This window comes from Vibrio sp. 10N.247.311.13 (assembly GCF_041467595.1).
Classification (GTDB): domain Bacteria; phylum Pseudomonadota; class Gammaproteobacteria; order Enterobacterales; family Vibrionaceae; genus Vibrio; species Vibrio crassostreae_C.
On record NZ_JBFSUX010000018.1, the window covers coordinates 18869 to 36761 of the forward strand.

At 43.6% G+C, this 17893-nt stretch carries 11 protein-coding genes and 1 pseudogene; 9 read left to right on the top strand and 3 right to left on the bottom strand.

What is annotated here, in order from left to right; translation table 11 throughout:
* Nucleotides 1–135: 135 nt before the first annotated feature.
* The 3 genes from AB6E52_RS10075 (at nt 136) to AB6E52_RS10085 (ending at nt 6724) form a co-directional block, all read left to right on the top strand.
* Nucleotides 136–1908: an alpha-amylase family glycosyl hydrolase gene (locus AB6E52_RS10075; RefSeq protein WP_102320679.1), complete on the top strand. Its 1773-nt coding sequence runs from the start codon at nt 136–138 to the stop codon at nt 1906–1908.
* A 353-nt stretch (nt 1909–2261) separates the two neighbouring features.
* Nucleotides 2262–5960: a pullulanase-type alpha-1,6-glucosidase gene (gene pulA / locus AB6E52_RS10080; protein ID WP_102320680.1), complete on the top strand. Its 3699-nt coding sequence runs from the start codon at nt 2262–2264 to the stop codon at nt 5958–5960.
* A 434-nt stretch (nt 5961–6394) separates the two neighbouring features.
* A complete protein-coding gene (locus AB6E52_RS10085) occupies nt 6395–6724 on the top strand; it encodes a hypothetical protein (protein ID WP_017058851.1) in 330 nt (109 codons plus the stop codon).
* A 102-nt stretch (nt 6725–6826) separates the two neighbouring features.
* Here AB6E52_RS10085 and AB6E52_RS10090 read toward each other — a convergent pair whose 3' ends face one another.
* A complete protein-coding gene (locus tag AB6E52_RS10090) occupies nt 6827–7654 on the bottom strand; it encodes a MalM family protein (RefSeq protein ID WP_017058852.1) in 828 nt (275 codons plus the stop codon).
* Between the two features lie 165 nt (nt 7655–7819).
* Nucleotides 7820–9061, bottom strand: coding sequence for a maltoporin LamB (gene lamB, locus AB6E52_RS10095; protein ID WP_198594323.1), 1242 nt, complete (start codon nt 9059–9061; stop codon nt 7820–7822).
* Between the two features lie 434 nt (nt 9062–9495).
* Here lamB and glgX point away from each other — a divergent pair, with 434 nt between their 5' ends.
* From glgX to AB6E52_RS10110, 3 genes are all read left to right on the top strand, one after another.
* Complete coding sequence (gene glgX / locus AB6E52_RS10100; RefSeq protein ID WP_017069732.1) at nt 9496–11481, top strand: glycogen debranching protein GlgX; 1986 nt, start codon at nt 9496–9498, stop codon at nt 11479–11481.
* Between the two features lie 240 nt (nt 11482–11721).
* The gene (locus tag AB6E52_RS10105; RefSeq protein ID WP_102320682.1) at nt 11722–13464 is read left to right on the top strand and encodes a diguanylate cyclase domain-containing protein; all 1743 of its coding nucleotides are present in this window, start codon (nt 11722–11724) and stop codon (nt 13462–13464) included.
* Nucleotides 13465–13595: 131 nt separating this feature from the next.
* On the top strand, nt 13596–14324 hold the full coding sequence (locus tag AB6E52_RS10110; protein ID WP_017069730.1) for a tRNA (adenine(22)-N(1))-methyltransferase TrmK: 729 nt from the start codon (nt 13596–13598) through the stop codon (nt 14322–14324).
* A 105-nt stretch (nt 14325–14429) separates the two neighbouring features.
* On the opposite strand, the gene AB6E52_RS10115 is transcribed toward AB6E52_RS10110, so the two are convergent.
* Nucleotides 14430–15374 carry an acyltransferase gene (locus AB6E52_RS10115; protein WP_017063993.1) on the bottom strand — a complete coding sequence of 315 codons (945 nt, stop codon included), beginning with the start codon at nt 15372–15374 and terminating at the stop codon, nt 14430–14432.
* Nucleotides 15375–15706: 332 nt separating this feature from the next.
* Here AB6E52_RS10115 and AB6E52_RS10120 point away from each other — a divergent pair, with 332 nt between their 5' ends.
* The 3 genes and pseudogenes from AB6E52_RS10120 to AB6E52_RS10130 all read left to right on the top strand — a co-directional run bounded on the left by AB6E52_RS10120 (nt 15707) and on the right by AB6E52_RS10130 (nt 17847).
* Nucleotides 15707–16507: a ferredoxin--NADP reductase gene (locus tag AB6E52_RS10120; RefSeq protein ID WP_017063994.1), complete on the top strand. Its 801-nt coding sequence runs from the start codon at nt 15707–15709 to the stop codon at nt 16505–16507.
* Between the two features lie 65 nt (nt 16508–16572).
* Nucleotides 16573–16653, top strand: a pseudogene (locus AB6E52_RS10125) (cytoplasmic protein); the annotation flags it as partial.
* Nucleotides 16654–16854: 201 nt separating this feature from the next.
* A complete protein-coding gene (locus AB6E52_RS10130; RefSeq protein ID WP_017066331.1) occupies nt 16855–17847 on the top strand; it encodes a 2-hydroxyacid dehydrogenase in 993 nt (330 codons plus the stop codon).
* Nucleotides 17848–17893 lie beyond the last annotated feature (46 nt).

Sequence of the window (17893 nt, forward strand, 5' to 3'; positions counted from 1 at the left end):
CACATACTGTAGCGATTACGCCCTGTAGATTTTGATAAGGATGAGTAAGGCATATTGTAATTCGGTTAGCCTGCAAAGAATAAACAAGCCCTTTCATCCCTACATAACATGATGGAAGTTAAAGGAATTATAAATATGTACAACCAAAAGTACGCCATCTACCAAGTTTTTACGCGTTTATTTGGCAATAAAAACACCCAACATGTTCCATGGGGCACAATCGAGCAAAATGGCGTCGGTAAGTTCAGTGATTTTACCGACAAAGCGCTGTCTGAAATCCGCAAACTCGGTATGACTCATATTTGGTATACCGGAGTGCCACATCATGCGCTCATCAATGACTACAAGCACCTTGGTATTTCAGACGATCACCCTAGCGTGGTAAAAGGCCGTGCGGGATCACCATATGCCGTCAAAGACTACTATTCCGTAAACCCAGATCTCGCAGACAACCCTGAATGCCGACTAGAGGAGTTCGAGGCACTAATCAAAAGAAGTCACGACAATGGTTTAAAAGTGATTATCGATATCGTACCGAATCACGTTGCGCGTCATTATAAAGGCTTAAACAACCCAGAAGGTGTCAGTGACTTCGGCGCTCAAGATGACACAACGCTGGAATACCACAAAGACAATAACTTCTACTACATTCCCAACAGCACCTTTGAATTGCCAGACATAGAGCCCGCCTTTACGCCGCTAGGTGGTGAACAGCATCCCAACCTAAACTCCCCGTTTATAGAGACGCCCGCCAAATGGACAGGTAACGGCTCACGTTTAGCCAAGCCTAATTTCGATGATTGGTATGAAACGGTGAAAATCAATTATGGCATGCGACCAGACGGTTCAAAAGACTTCCCTGAACTACCGAGTGACTATGCTCAACGCAATTACATGGATCATTTCCGTTTCTGGGAATCTGTTTATGTGCCTAACTCTTGGGCTAAATTCCGAGATATCGCCTTGTTTTGGTTGAATAAAGGTGTTGATGGGTTTCGCTACGATATGGCTGAGATGGTTCCAGTCGAATTTTGGAGCTACCTTAATTCATCTATAAAGATGAAAAACCAAGATGCCTTTTTAATGGCTGAGGTGTACCAACCGGACTTATATCGCGACTATATCCACTTAGGCAAAATGGACTACCTCTATGACAAAGTAGATCTGTACGACGGTCTAAAAGACATCATGCTAGGCAATACTTCCACGGCTATCATCCCCAAAATCCAACATCAAATGATGGATATTGAACATCACATGCTGCACTTCTTGGATAACCATGATGAACAACGCATCGCGTCTCCTGAATTTGTAGGTGACCCAAATATAGCGAAGCCTGCAATGCTAGTCAGCGCGTTATTGAGTAGTTCTCCAACCATGATCTACTTTGGGCAAGAAGTCGGCGAACCGGGCGCGGAGAATGCAGGCTTTGGACAGCCCTCACGAACTTCCATATTTGACTACATCGGAGTCCCACAACACCAAAAGTGGATGAACCACGGCGCATTCGATGGCGGGCTATTAGACGAAAACGAAAAGCAGCTGCGTCACTTCTATCAAAAGGTAATGAACTTTTCGCTAGAGCACTCATCGATAACAGGTGATTACCAAGACTTACACCAGTGCTGTAACTTAAGTGATTCAGTCTACGCATTTCTGCGCTCTGACCACCAAGAGCTAACCATTGTTGCAGCTAATTTCAGCCAACATACCACTGAAAATATTCACTTTAAGATTCCAAGTGATGTAATCCAAAAACTCAAATTAGTTGATGGTCGTTACATACTCAATGAATATATTGAAGGCATAGCGCAACAAGTGCTCGACATTGAGAACAGTGTTGGCAGTTTTAATATTGAATTGAAACCGCTGGCGTCTTTGGCTTGGGTGTTATCCTTAAATGGATGATATACCTATCAATATAAATTACCGCACAGCTCGCTTTTAGCTAATTGATAAATAACTTAATTTCCACATTAAATTAACACTCTCTCAATTCGATATATTACTCACAATAATAAGGATGAGCTCTCATCCTTATTAACTACGCCTAGCCTCTACGCCTTACATTATTGATATTATGCAAATGAGTCATTGATCCAATAAATTTAACTTAAACCAAATACAAAGCGTGATATTGACACTAGGTTTCCTATTTTTATATATTAAAAATAACTTTATACATAGCCATCACAAATAGTTGACCTTGGTTAAAGCTAGGATATTCATCTTCATAAAAAGTGAAATATGGATATCAAAACGTGAACAACATAAATATTAATAAAATTATCTCTCTACGAAATACCTTCAACAATACCAAAAAGAAGAGCTTCAAACGCTCTACATTGGCCAAAGCAATGTTACCGCTCTTCACCGCTACTTTGATCGCGGGTTGTGGTAGTGATAATGATAGCGACAACGGTACAGCCCCTGGCAACAGTGGTTTATACCCTGCAGCTGAAAACGAAGTCGTTATTTACTACAAACGCGATGTTGCCGCTGCCAGCTCATCTGGCTCAACTTACGACGGTTGGGGGCTGCACCTTTGGAATGGTGAAGGCTGTACCAGCACAGATTTAGTCGGCATGGGATTAAGTGAAACCGGAACCGACTGGAACAGCCCTTACGAATATGATGGTATCAGCGATACTTACGGTGCCTATTATGTGTTGAAAGTTGACCCAGATGCCTCTGACCCACACAAATGCATGAACTTCATCTTGCACAATGGTGATGAGAAAGCATTTGGCAGTGCCAATTCTAAAGTCGAGTTAACTAAGCTTGGCGATTCACAAGGCGTATTTGGTTTCCATGGCAGCAGCGAGTTGTACTACGACCCTATTTCAGAGCGACCAGTCAATATTGATGGTCAAAAAGCACACTGGCTAGATGCAACCACAATTGGTTGGGAAGCGGCTAGCAATGCAGACTCTGTGAAGCTTTTCTATGCACTAGACAACAGCATCACAATGAACGATGACAAAGAGATTGTCGGTGGAACTGCAATTGAACTAAGCAAAGACGGAGAACTATCTTCTGAATTGAAAGAGCGTTTCCGACACCTTGCAAGCTTACCTGCCCTAGCTATCGATGTTGACGACAGCACACTTCGCACTATTTTAAAATCTCAGATAATTTTTGTTGCCTACAATGCCAATGGCGATGTTATCTCTTCAACTGAGGTTCAAAAACCTGGTGTGCTTGATGCGGTATTTGCTAGCGAAGATGCTGGTAATGCAATGGCTGAAGAACTAGGCGCAATTGTTGAAGGCAGTGCGGCGACCTTCAAGCTTTGGGCACCAACCGCGCAAGATGTAGAACTCGTTCTATACAGTGAAGATCTGCTAAGTTCACAAGTAATCCCGATGACGGAAAACACTGAGACAGGCATTTGGGCGACTGATGCCGTGTCTAATGCAGTGAACAGTTATTACCGTTACCAAGTGAAGGTTTATCACCCAACCACAGGCAATATCGAAACTCGCCTTGTGACAGACCCATACTCTCTCAGTTTGTCAAAGAACTCAGCATACTCTCAAGTGATTGACCTGAATGATTCAACCTTGAAACCAGCGAACTGGGACAACTACCAACGACCAACCGTAGAGAAAGACGAAGACCACGTACTTTACGAATCACACCTACGTGACTTTAGTTTCAGCGATAAGCTCGGCACAGCTAGCCTAAATGGCAAGTACCTCGCTCTTACAGAAGCCGATCGTGAGTCGGTCAAACACCTACAAGCTCTCCAAGAAGCAGGTTTAACTACGCTGCATATCTTACCAGCATTTGATATCGCTACCGTCGATGAAGATGCCGCGAGCCGTGTTGATATCACCGACACCGTAGGAAAACTGTGTGATGTAAAACCGACAGCTACCTTATGTGGAAGCGAAGACGAAAACAAAGTCATCGAAGACGTACTCGATGGTTATGACCCTTCAACGGGTGACGCACAAGCATTAATGAATGACCTTCGTATGCTTGATAGCTTCAACTGGGGCTACGACCCATTCCATTACACAGTTCCTGAGGGAAGTTACGCGACCGATCCTAATGGTTCTCAGCGTATTCTCGAATTCCGTCAGATGGTCAAAGCTACGCACGACATGGATCTTAAGCTGATCATGGACGTGGTATACAACCACACCAATGCGTCTGGTGTGAACGATAAGTCGGTACTGGATAAGATTGTCCCTGGGTACTACCACCGTCTTAACGTCAACACTGGTGGCGTAGAAAACTCGACTTGTTGTGACAACACTGCGACCGAAAACCTGATGATGGGTAAATTGATGGTCGACTCACTTAAGGTGTGGGCTGACGACTACAAAGTGGATGGTTTCCGTTTTGACTTGATGGGCCACCAGCCAAAAGATGTAATGGTCGAAGCATTGGAAGAAGTGCGCAAAATCGACCCGAATACTCTGTTCTACGGGGAAGGCTGGGACTTTGGTGAAGTCGCCAACAACGCCCGCTTCGATCAAGCGAACCAAATCAACATGGCAGGTACAGAAATCGGTACCTTCTCAGACCGTTTGCGTGACGCCGTTCGTGGTGGTAGCCCATTCGATGGTGGTGTCGACTCAGAAGGGAACCACCCACTTCGCTTTAACCAAGGCTTTGGTAACGCAGCGATTGCCAACGAAGAAACCAAAGTTGATCAAGATTCGATCAATGGTCGTTTACATAACCAAGACCTTGTTCGTTTAGGTATGGCAGGTAACCTCGCAGAATACGTACTGATTGATTACAAAGGCGATACCAAACTGGGTAAAAACGTTGATTACAACGGCGCGCCAGCTGGTTACACCAAGATGCCTTCCGAGAACATCTCTTACGTTTCCAAACACGATAACCAAACACTTTGGGATAACAACGCTTACAAGATCGCCACTGGTACTAGCTCTGCAGAGCGTGCGCGTATGCAGTCTGTATCGCTTTCTACCGTGATGCTAGGCCAAGGCATACCATTCATCCATATGGGTTCTGAACTGCTACGATCTAAGTCTATGCAGCGCGATTCTTACGATTCTGGTGACTGGTACAACCGCGTCATGTTTGATGGGACGGACAACAACTGGAATGTTGGCTTACCTCGTGAAGATAAAGATGGTGCAAACTGGGATCTGATCAAAACAATCATTGCTGACAGCGCGGCTAAACCAGACTCAGACGACATTGAGCTAACTAAGCAGCAATTCCTAGAGCTATTAAAGATCCGTAGCTCAAGCGAACTGTTCCGCTTAGATACAGCTGACGAAGTTATGAAGCGTGTCGACTTCCGTAACGTTGGCGAAGATCAAGTCGAAGGCCTGATTGTCATGTCGATCGATGATGGCGTGTCTGCGGGCGACGATCTTGACCCTGCAAATGATGCGATTGTGGCAGTTGTAAACTCAACTAATAAATCTCAATCATTCAAAATCACAGGAGCAACCGGCTTTACACTTCATGACGTTCAACAAAACTCGGCTGACGACACAGTGAAAGGTGCAAGCTTCGCCGCTGAAACCTTCACAGTCCCTGCACTAACGACAGCTGTGTTTGTACAAGCACAAAACGGTGCTCAAGGCGCTGGTTTGCCGGTTGATAACTCAGACAAGGATGTATCTAGCATTCCTCCGTACGGCCAAACAACCGTCTACGTTAAAGGTGACATGAATGGATGGGGCGCAACGGATGCTTGGGCAATGAACTTTGTTGCTAATGGAGTGTACTCTGTAACTGGTTATTTGGAAGTGGGCGAAAATAACTTCAAGTTTGCCGATGCAGATTGGGCAACGCCTAATTTAGGTTGCGACTCTCTTGAACTTGCTGATGGATCAATCGACCTAGGTACTGATGGTAACTGCCAACTAAGCGTAACAGAAGCTGGTAGCTATACATTCACTCTGAATGCGATTCACGAGCTGGATGACGATGTAGATGGTCCAGTTGTTTCAGTAACCAAGAATTAAACTATAAAGCTTAGATTCTAATAAAAAGATAATAAAACCAGCGAAAGCTAGCCTTTGGGAGACGTCAGTCTCCCTTTTTTACAACTATTGAACCCAGCAGATTTAAGCAAATAATAAACAACTGCATCGCCCATTAAAATTCGGGGCATTTCCAACCATACTTTATAGCCCCTACATTCGATTACATGGCTGAAAACTTAGAACTAAAGGGAAAGGATATTCCTTAGAACCGTTAAAACCAAATCTTAACGATATATCATAGTAGGAATGCCGCTCTCCCTTAAGTGAACAGAATTAATCCTGGCAGCCTTTTTTGAAGGGTTACGCCCTACAATTACGATTAAAATACATTCAATTCTCGATGTAATATTCTATCAACAGCAAAACACCGCAGTTGTTTGCGGTGTCGTTAAATTTTGATTAGGAAAACTTCCATGAACCGTAAACATATCATCAAAACCATCCAAATGGGCATCGTGACTACAGCATTGATGGGCGGGATGGCTTTGGCTAATACCACTGATCTTGTAGAATCTACCGACGCTGCTCGCGCCCTGGCACATACTCCTAGCACTGCAACAACGCAACAAATACAAGCTGAAAATGCCGCGCACAAACAGGCACTGCAAACACTTGAAAGCAACGGTAATGTTGATCAATATATGGAAACGGATAAAGCAGGGGAAACGACTACTGGTCACGTATCAAAATGCGAAAATACAGAAGTCCCTTTAGGCGAGAAAGTTGCTGAACATTGCAAATAAAAAGCATATACATTAAAGCGGTATTCGATAGGGTTCCTTAGAAGATGCTAACCGATGCTTAACTTACAAGCATTGCACTTTTAAAGGAACCCTTTATCTATATTACTTGGCGTTGACGGCTCGCACAAAGGCTTCTTGTGCACCTTCTATACCAAGGGCTTTTGCTTCATCTAATAAGCTAAGTGCTTTGGGAATATTGTCTGCGTCTACTGCTGCTTGAATGGCATTATGGTAGTAAGTTTGTGTTTCTGGTTGAATAGTCTCAACCTTAGCTGCTGCCGCTGGTTTAGCGTTAGATTCACTGCTAGAGCCAAATGAGAAGAAGCCCACTCTATCAATAGTCACTTCAATCTTACCGACATTCGCGTTTGGAACGGGGATGTCTTCTACTTCTGGCAGGTAGTTACCGCGGCCTTCCGCATCTAAACGTGCAGGGTGAATGACATCAGTAAAACCACCAAGATCTTCTTGCTCTGTATAGATAACTAAGTAAACAGATTCAGCAGTTGTCGGTGGGTAAAAATCATTTTCTGCAACAAGACGGTTGCCCAAATGCAACCTAGGCTTCGCGTATTCGAAGCTCTCTTTGCCATAACGCTCTAACTCGCGACCGTTTTTATCGTAAATCACGGCATTCGGCACAAATGCTGTATCACCGATCATGCTGGTGATCTTAATAGAGTATTCACCGCGATCCGCTGGTAGCTCGATCGCTACTACAGGGCTGTTTATACCCTGATAGTTTAAAATTTGACTGTCTGGTGTTACATCGAAAATTGCCGAGCTTGGAAGCTTCATCGGGGCAAATTGAAGACCAGCAATAGAGTTAACTTGTTCAGCCTGTGCCACTTGCACTTGCTCGACTACTTGTGCAGATTGACAACCGGCCAACGCAACACAACCACTCAACATTAGAGCTTTAAAATACATAACCCTTCCTTCTTGTTATTTTTTTAAGAAATTTACTAACTTTAATTACCACAAAGAGAACTATTCACCTAGGGAACGATCAACTTAATCGTACATTCCTTAAAAAAATAGCCGACGCGAGCCGGCTATGAATTAGGACAGTTTAGGATTGGTTAAGCTAAGTGTTTACCACCAAGCTTCAGCTTGGATACCGAACACGTACTCAGTATCGTCGCCGTTGAATGCATCTTTGTTTTCAGTATCTAGGATGTAAGAACCGTAAACACGAATTTCAGGACGAGCCCAGAAGCTGTCACCCATAGCCCAAGCTTGAGCTACTGTGAATTTAGCGTTACCGAAGTCTTCGGTCGCTAGCCCCGTCAGTGGGTTGGTTTCGCCACCAATGATGCGCTCACCAGCGTTGTAACCAGCTTCGAAGATTGTACGCATAGTGTCGTTCCACTTGTACATTGGACGAACTACAACTGAGTATTGGTCGATATCGAAAGTTTTGTTTGTGTAGTTACCATCTTTATCAGCACCACCGATGTCGCTACCAGATAGGTATGCTAGTTGGTGACCCATTTCCCAAGATTCGCCTAGGTTCATTACACCCCAGTTGATCAAACGGAAACCAGATGCATCGTTGAATGCTTCAGTACCACGAGCGTAGTATGTACCTGAACCCCAGAAGTTAGCCGCCTGAACACCGTAACCGTTAGTACCGTATTGAAGGATAGTTTGGTGGAAACCGTTATCCATACCTTGGTGAATGATCGCAGAAGCTAGTAGGCCATCATCCGCTTCTTCACTCTTATCATCAGAGTCAGTTGCAAAGTTGTACGCTAATGCTAGCTCTAGAGATGCATCTTGCCATAGGCCAATGTTCGCTAGACGAGCATCAAAAATGTAACCTGTAGACTCGTCGTGGTCACCGTCTTGAATCAGCGCAACAGAAAGCTTCTGGTCACCAATAGATAAGTTTTCAATACCACCACCGGTACCTGACGTGTTTAGGAAGTAAAAGTCAGTGATGTGGATATCTTTACGTTGGTAGTATGTTTTACCAGCCCAAAGCGTTGCTTCTTTGTCTGAAGCGATCACGCCTTTAGCTTTAACAGCAAATTGTGCAACGTTGAAATCACCGTCTTCCCAACCATTAGAACCGTTGTTGCCTTGAGCAATCATAGATTCTACGCGCCACGTTTGCTCGCCAGTTTTTAGTTCTTCAGCTAGACCAAACTCGTAGTAGTTGTCATTTTCGTTACCTAGACGACCAATACCGTTTTTATTTACTGATACGTCGCCGTTACCGTTACCGCTAATACCAGTACCAGCACGCATGTAGCCATTAAAATCTACAGCGAACGCAGAGCCAGCAGCTAATGTAGTTGCCACTGCAACAGCAATCAAACTTACTTTTTTCATTCTTAACTCCATTAAGGACGATTTATTTTAGGTTTTTATATTTTTGCTCTCTTGCGGCAACCAAAGGCAGTAATGGTAGTCGTAAGATAGAGAGGTTTAGGGTTTCCCCTGATTCGTTTCAACGGGGTCAATATTAAGAGGGGATGACAAATTTGACTTCCTCCGCCCCTAAGTTAATTAAGGGGGACTAGAGGGGAGTAGAAAATATACAGAATGGTGTTTTAAAGAGGTAGATCACTTAATATAGGAGGAGTAGACAGCACACAGATCTAATTATTCAACATAAGTGAGATCTAGCTCAAATATATAATTTGAACTTCATCGATGAATTATTTTTTTTACCGTAATTAATCTGTGAAGTTGCTTGACCTTATTGTGACAAAGCTTTTTACTTATAGTTCACTGATGTTGATAAACGAACAAGAAATCAAGCAATGACTAGAACGCTCGCTCGCCCTTATCCGCTAGGCGCAACGCTAGGTAACACTGGCTGCAACTTCTCTATTTATTCTCCTGACTGTAAATCTCTTTCACTCGCTCTTTTTGACGAGAACGACGAATTCACCACTTATAAATTGGAAAATGAATACGCTGATATCAGATATGTCTTTATTGATGGTATTAAAGCGGGGCAAAAATACGGCTTCATTGCCGAAACGGACAATGGCCCTATCCTGCTTTCAGACCCGTATGCCAAAGCAATAAGCGAACCGCTCGATTACGTCACGCCATATACCAATGAAAAAAGCTTTGCTATGGCGAAATGTGTCGTTGTTGATGACACCTTCGATTGGCAAGATGTAGAAAAGCCACGCATTAGCCGCGAAGATACCGTTCTTTTTGAAACGCATGTAAAAGGTCTATCTCAACTGCACCCAGAAGTGGCTGCCAATACTAAAGGACGCTACTTAGGGTTAGTGAGCCCTGAAATGCTTGCGTTCTACAAACAGCAAAATATCAACTCTCTACAGCTTTTGCCCATTGCCGCATGCATGCATGAACCACACCTATTAGACATGGGTAAAGTGAACTATTGGGGTTACAACCCATACTTGTTTATGGTGCCTGACCCTCGCTACGCAGAGAAAGATGCCGTAAACGAGTTAAAGACTGCGATTCGCGAACTGCACCGCAATGGCATCGAAGTCATTCTAGACGTGGTGTACAACCACACAGCAGAAGGTGGGGAAGGCGGAACCACCTTCAACCTAAAAGCACTCGATAGCCGCTACTACATTAAACATGGCTGCCATTACGCGAACTTCACTGGCTGTGGAAACACCGTCGACCTTACCCACCAGCCAGCACTCAACCTAGTCATGGATACGCTTCGTTACTGGGTAAGCGAATTCCAAGTCGACGGCTTCCGTTTTGACTTGGCAGCGACACTGGGGCGCGAAGGTGACAACTACAACCCTGAGGCTGCTTTCTTTAAAGCCGTAGCTCAAGACCCTGTACTTAAAGAAACTAAGTTAATCGCAGAGCCGTGGGATATTGGTCCTAATGGTTATCAAGTGGGTAATTTCCCGCTTGGTTGGAATGAATGCAATGACAAGCTGAGAGACATCACACGTAGCTTCTGGCGCGGTGATCAGGGTTACCTAAAAGAGTTTGCTACACGCCTAATGGGCTCTCGTGATATCTACAGTGCAGCGCACTGGCCTTACAAACTCACCGTCAACTACATCACTTACCATGATGGCTTCACCATGCAGGACCTTGTCTCGTACAAGCACAAGCACAATGAAGAAAATGGTGAGAATAACCGCGATGGGCATGGTGATAACCGTTCTGAAAACTACGGTGTTGAAGGTGAAACCGAAAACCTGTTAGTTATCGCAACACGTGAAAAGCAGAAACGCAACTTCATGGCGAGCCTGCTGTTTGCTTTTGGTATTCCTCATATTTTGACGGCCGATGTGTTATCTCATACTCAAAAAGGTAACAACAACGCTTACTGCCAAGATGGCGTGACCAGCTGGCTTAACTGGGAAGATTCAGAGCGCAAGACTTACTTCAAGACTTGGTTATCTGAAATGATCTCTGCTCGTCAGCAATACATGGTGCCGTTTATTAAGGCATTCAGTGGCGAAAAGCGTAACTCTAACCGCATCTTCTGGAGCCGTGTCGATGGCACACTTATGGAGCATGACGACTGGAACCGCTTAAGCTCAGTCGCTTTGCATTTAGGTATTGGTAAAGATGGCGACGAGTTAATTTATCTTATCAACCAAACCAATGCGCCAGCACGTTTCTCGTTACCGAATGACCGTGAACAAAACTGGGTAACCATCTGTGATACCAACTTGCGAAACGTTAAACCCGGTCATGCAGAAGGTGAAATGTTGTTGTCGCCAACTTCGATGGCAATTTTGCACTATTCGCCAGATCAGGCTGATTTGATTAAAGCAAAAGCTTAGTCAGCTTAATAAAACACCGAAAACCATAGAAGCCAGTTATATTTACAGCTGGCTTTTTTGTTAGCTGAATATCACAAAAATCATTCATCCATATGGAATCATTTGCATTGATGTGGTTAATGAAACTGTTTAGTATTGCCGTACTATAAAAATGAATCTATAACGTCTTTGGATATCATGGCTTTACCTAAAACATTAATTCGGCTTTTTAAACCATACATTATTTTATTAACTGGAGGGATGCTCTATCTTGCTATGACTCAGCTTGAAAAAGTAGAAACAGCAGCAACAGAACAATCATCATCAAACATTCGTATCGCAAGCTCTACCATTCGTTCCAACATCGAAGCCACATTCGGCAAACTCTATTTTTTAGAAACCAGTCTAGGCTTGCCTAAAACGGCTCCAATCGGTGATAAAAAATTCAGAGAATTGAGTGATAATATTCTAAGAAGAACACCAAATTTCTCCGATATCGTTCGATACCAACCTAACTCCCAACATTATGTCTCCACTCGTGGCCTTCCTCTTTCCAATGAACAAATCGCCACAATACAATGGCATTCAATAGACGGTGTTGTAGAAGATTTTTACATCTCTTCCGTTTACCAAAAAGCCGATGGACGATGGGTTTTCGCCGTTAAACACACTGCAGAAAAGCTCAACGAAGAAATATGGATTGAGTTTGATTTAATGCATACCACGCAAGGTTTAAGAGATTTAAAAACGCTTAATAATGGCTATGTATTTGTTGTAGACAGAGCAACAGAGCGACTGGTATTCCACCCGGATCCACAGCGTATCGGTTCTAAATCCATCAGCTTCCATGCAGGGATCAGCCACCAACTCTCACAAGGTGAAACCGTTGGTAAGCACGAATATTACTATCAAGATAACTTCAAAATATCGGTATTTGACGCAGACAACAGCTTAAATTGGGTGTTCATTGCGGGCACTGACCGCCATGACATCTTAACCAGCTCACATCAATTTACGTTGACGGGCTTAGTACTGGGCTCACTCCTGCTATTGTGGATTGGTGCCAACTATCTGGCTTATCGTTTGAACGTGTCCTTGTCGCAACTGAATAAAGTCGATGACCTTGTAAGCTTTAAGCGAGAGTTAAAATCCATACTGGATAGTTTCACCTACCAAAAAGGCATTCAATTCTGTCTCTATCAGCTTGAGAACCACGCATTCAGTACCATCGACTATCACGGAAACAAATCCACGGTACATTGTGACAAAGCCCTTGCAGAGCGATTTACACCGGACACTATGGCTTACCGAAGTGGTAAGTACGCCGATCCACTGGCGTGTAAACTCAAAATACACCAACGTCATTACTGTATTCCTTTGCACTCTCGTCAGCAGTTGATCGCAGTGTTGTACGTAAACGTAAACTTACCGATCAGCCAGAGTATTCTACGAATGATCCGTGATTACACTGAAGTCTCTTTGTCTAACTTACTGCTTCAACATCAATTGAGCAGCAAAGATCTGATGACGCAGTTAGACAATAAGAGCAGTTTCAGCATCGCCATCGAAAACTACGTGAGCGAGCCCGATACCTATGTCGCTCTGCTTGATATCGATAACTTCGACCACGTAAACCGAGCCTACGGTGAAGCGGTTGGCGACAAGATGATCAAGCTGACTGCAGAATCGATACGCAGTTACTTCCCCAAGCCAAAGGGACTTTGCTTGGCTCGTGTTGGAGGAAAGGAGTTCGCAGTATTATTCAAAGCCAATGATGTGAAAGATGCCAAATTCCAGCTAGATCAGTGCAGAGTCGCAATCGCGGAGAAAACCATCGTCACTCCAGATATCACCTTATCGCTAGGGGTTAGCGTGGGATACTCGCGAATAGAGGGTGAAACAGACTCAGCTTTAGCGCTGGCGGAACAAGCGAAACTTATCGCGCAACAACTTGGTAAGAACCGAGTGGAAGGCCATATCAGAGCCGTTGCCAAAGCATCGTAAACCTATACTTACATTTCTGTAGCCACTACAAAGCACCTAGGATTCACACCCTAGGTGCTTTTGTTTTTCTAGAAAGTCATTACAATGCGCCTTCGATAAGACAACATCCCTTTTCTAACGACACGAGCCTTATGAAGCTAAGTAACCGACTGCAAACTCTCCATTCCCTTGTCAGCAATGACTACCAACATATTTGGGACTGTTGTTGTGATCACGGCTTCTTGGGTGTTCAACTGTTGTCGGATAACAAAGCACCTCAGCTTCACTTTGTCGATATTGTCCCGTCTCTTATGAGCGATTTGGAAAGCAAACTTACGCGTTACTTTCCGCAAGGTGCAATAGCAGAACAGAAAGTGACTAGCCAATGGCAAGTCTACTGTATGGATGTCGCAGCTATCCCGCTTGAGAAACATACTGGCAAACACCTGGTGATTATTGCGGGCGTCGGTGGCGATCTTACTCAAAAGCTCGTCGATGATATTCATCGTCAACACCCAGACAAAGCGATCGATTTCTTGCTTTGTCCGGTGCATCAGCAATTCGAGTTGAGAAGCCATTTAAAGGCGATCCATTTTGGTCTTATTGATGAAGTGTTGATTGAAGAGAACCGTCGTTACTACGAGATTTTATTGGTGAGTAATAGTCGCGGTGATTCAGAAAAGAGCCAAACCGTTAGCGAGATATCAAACGTCGGTGACAAGATCTGGACACCAAGTTGTGATGAACAAGTGAAGGTATCACAGCAATACAAAGCCAAAACATTGCAGCACTACTTACGTATCCATCAAGGACAAGAGAAGCAAGGCAAACCTAGCCAAGTAAAGCATATTATTGATGCTTACCAGGCGGTTAAGCCATAGTAAGTACTAACTTAATGGTTTGAATATTAAGAAAGTCAAATTAATAAGAAAGCCGATAGTTCAATGAGCTATCGGCTTTATTAATGCTATCGATTCAGTTTTAGCTTACTGTTCTTGTTTCTTATAAGCCACATCAGGCTCGTCAACTGTCTCTACCTCAGAAGGCTTATCAACCCCATAAACCGTATCAAGGTAGACGTCTTTCTCTTTCCACGTGCTGTTCAACCAATTGTGGAAGCGACGTTTAAAAGCCTTATCTTCAAAGTAATTACCGTTCACGTTCTCATCCATTGGATGCAATTTAATACGCACAACGACCTTAGTCATTTTGCCCTTCAGCATATCTTCAAACGGAGAGGTTTGGTTTTCAGGGTAAGCTAAGGTCACATCCACGATGCCATCCAAAATTGGGCCCATTGCAGATAAAGCAAATGCCACGCCCCCAGTTTTCGGCTTCAATAAGTGGCGATAAGGGGTCTTTGCTGACGCCAGTTTCTCGTGGTTTGCACGAGTCCCTTCAACAAAATTAACCAATGTTGTCGGTGCTAATTTGAACTTAGTACACGCTTTATTGATTGCATTAAAATCATCATTACGGCGTTCTGGGTTGCGTAATAGGAACTCACGAGAGTGGCGTCTCATGAATGGCATATCTAAGCCCCAGCAGGCCAAGCCAACAAATGGTACGTACAACAATTCATGTTTCAAGAAGTACTTCGTCATCGGCATTTTGTCTTTTAGGATTGAAGACAAAATCACAATATCTGCCCAGCTTAGGTGGTTAGACATCATCAAATACCACTGCTTGGTCGAAATATCTTCCCCCCCTTCCACTTGCCATTCGATATCGTTATTGGCGTTCAACATCCATAAATTAAGAGAAGCCCAACACCAGAATGTGAAGTTAGCTAAGCGAGTGCATGATTTTTGAACGACAGAAATTGGCAAAATAAGTTTGATTAGGGCAAACAGGCTCACAGCCAATGCGGTGAATGCAGTATTAATGGTCACGAACAATACGTTCAAGGCCATACGAAGATTATCAAGCATAAAACACAGTTATATTGAGAACGAAAGCCGCCATTATACGCATCTATAAATTATTCTCTTCAGTAATTGATTGAATATCCTAGGGGTCAAACCACTCAACCTATGTTAACGATGTTCAACCAGCTAAAGTCTATTAAAACGAAACCAAAAACACATGTACGAGTCATTTGGACTCAAATAGTATATTGTCTTTTTGATAACATTCGACCCAATAATTAACCTCCAATCAGTATTGATAAGCATTCTCATTATTGGCGTGGTACATGCAACTCTAAAGTGTAAATAGTTGAGTATCCTTAATGAGATAACTTCTCTTCTTAAAGGTGGATGATATGACAGATATTCCTCATGGTTTAGTTACAGGCAAAGTCCTAAACAAAACAGAATGGACAGATCAATTGTTCTCACTCCAGGTTAGTGCACCTGTCTCTTCTTATCAGGCAGGTCAGTTTACTAAGCTTGGCTTGCTCAATAACGAAGGTGAGTTTGTGAGACGCGCTTATTCTATGGTGAATGCACCAGAGCATGAGCAAGGACATCAGCATCTAGAGTTTTTGATTATTAAGGATCAGAACGGTCAGCTCTCGCCTCAACTTCACGAATTGCAAGCTGGTGATGACATCTTTGTCGGGAAAGACCCAAGTGGCTTTATGACATTAGATGAGATCCCAGAGATCGCCGACGATCTATGGATGCTTTCAACCGGAACCGCGGTAGGCCCATTTATCTCAATACTTGAGAGCATGCAGATACAGCAAAATGAGTTGGCTTCAGACAAAGCCTCTTCATTCAAGAATCTGGTTCTAGTGCATGCTGTAAGAACAGAGCAAGACCTGACTTATCGAGATCGTATCACTCAACTCGTTAATCACTTTCAAGGGAGACTTAAATATGTGCCAATTATTTCTAGAGAATCAGTTACCGGAACTTTGCGCGGACGAATCCCAAATTTGTTACTTGGAGGCGACCTCGAGCAAGCCGCGTCTGTCGCTTTCAATCAAACCCGCAGTTTTTTCTACCTTTGCGGCAATCCGCAAATGGTTCGTGACACAAGCGAAGCGCTAACTAGCTTAGGTTTCGAAAAGCACTTACGCAGAAAACCCGGTCAATTCAGCAGTGAGAACTACTGGTAAATAACAACCGCCACTCGTTAGACAGAAGCACAACTTTCAAAGAACAGTTAGAGAAGAGGTTTTATATGAGTCATTTACGTATTCCGTCACACTGGAAAATTCAACGTTCCACACCCGAAAGTAATATTCATTCAATATTGATGAACTTATAAGCAAGCAACTTCGTAATGTGATTTTTAATGTTCAATAAGTGAAGACAAAAGATCAAATAACCATAGCAATTACAATGACTAATGGTGATAGACAAGAGAAAAAAACTCTAGCACACTGAATAGAGTTATTAGTTTTAATCCCGTTTCAGAGAATGAATTAGTGGGTTATTTATATTTTAGGTAAGAGAGGAAGCCATGCTCAACATTGCTTTTTTTAGCTCAAAATCATACGACGAAAAATCATTCGAACTGGCAAAAGGCGAACTCAACGCTGAGTTTCATTTTCACGATTTTCGACTCACCACAACAACAGCAAAAATGGCGCACGACAACGAAGTGGTTTGTGCGTTTGTAAACGATGACCTATCGCGAGACGCGTTAGAGATTCTTGCTCAAGGCGGCACCAAGTTAATCGCGATGCGCTGTGCGGGCTTTGACAAGGTCGACCTAGACGCAGCCAAAGAGTTTGGCTTGCAAGTGGTACGCGTTCCTGCTTATTCACCAGAGTCAGTAGCAGAGCACACGGTTGGCATGATGATGTGTTTGAACCGTAAACTACACAAGGCATACCAACGCACTCGTGATGCGAACTTCTCTCTTGAGGGGTTAGTTGGCTTTAACTTCCACGGTAAAACGGTCGGTGTGATTGGCTCGGGTAAGATTGGCCTAGCGACGATGCGAATTCTGAAGGGTTTAGGCATGAATATCCTATGCTATGACCCATATCCAAACCCGTTAGCTGTTGAGTTAGGCGCTAAATACGTTGAACTCGACGAACTTTACCAAGAGTCTGATGTGATTTCTCTGCACTGTCCGATGAGTAAAGAGAACTACCACTTATTGGATGCAACGGCATTTGAGAAGATGAAAGATGGCGTGATGATCGTCAACACCAGCCGTGGTGAACTGCTGGATTCAACCGCAGCGATTGAAGCGCTCAAACAAAGCAAAATCGGCGCGCTTGGTCTTGATGTTTACGACAACGAGAAAGAGCTGTTCTTCCAAGACAAATCTAACGATGTGATTGTCGATGACGTATTCCGTCGCCTATCTGCTTGTCACAATGTATTGTTCACAGGTCACCAAGCTTTCTTGACCAAAGATGCTCTGTTCAACATCGCCAATACAACGCTCACCAGTGTTGATGCCTTCTTTGCTGGCAACACCAGCGGTAACGAACTCGTTTAATCGCTAATTGAGTTAATAGCAGACTGAGTTAAAAACAAACTAGGTC

Coding starts and splice junctions, on each gene's coding strand:
- AB6E52_RS10075 (WP_102320679.1), top strand. CDS start 136: ATGTACAACCAAAAGTACGCCATCTACCAAGTTTTTACGCGTTTATTT.
- AB6E52_RS10085 (WP_017058851.1), top strand. CDS start 6,395: ATGAACCGTAAACATATCATCAAAACCATCCAAATGGGCATCGTGACT.
- AB6E52_RS10090 (WP_017058852.1), bottom strand. CDS start 7,654: ATGTATTTTAAAGCTCTAATGTTGAGTGGTTGTGTTGCGTTGGCCGGT.
- lamB (WP_198594323.1), bottom strand. CDS start 9,061: ATGAAAAAAGTAAGTTTGATTGCTGTTGCAGTGGCAACTACATTAGCT.
- glgX (WP_017069732.1), top strand. CDS start 9,496: ATGACTAGAACGCTCGCTCGCCCTTATCCGCTAGGCGCAACGCTAGGT.
- AB6E52_RS10105 (WP_102320682.1), top strand. CDS start 11,722: ATGCTCTATCTTGCTATGACTCAGCTTGAAAAAGTAGAAACAGCAGCA.
- AB6E52_RS10110 (WP_017069730.1), top strand. CDS start 13,596: ATGAAGCTAAGTAACCGACTGCAAACTCTCCATTCCCTTGTCAGCAAT.
- AB6E52_RS10115 (WP_017063993.1), bottom strand. CDS start 15,374: ATGCTTGATAATCTTCGTATGGCCTTGAACGTATTGTTCGTGACCATT.
- AB6E52_RS10120 (WP_017063994.1), top strand. CDS start 15,707: ATGACAGATATTCCTCATGGTTTAGTTACAGGCAAAGTCCTAAACAAA.
- AB6E52_RS10130 (WP_017066331.1), top strand. CDS start 16,855: ATGCTCAACATTGCTTTTTTTAGCTCAAAATCATACGACGAAAAATCA.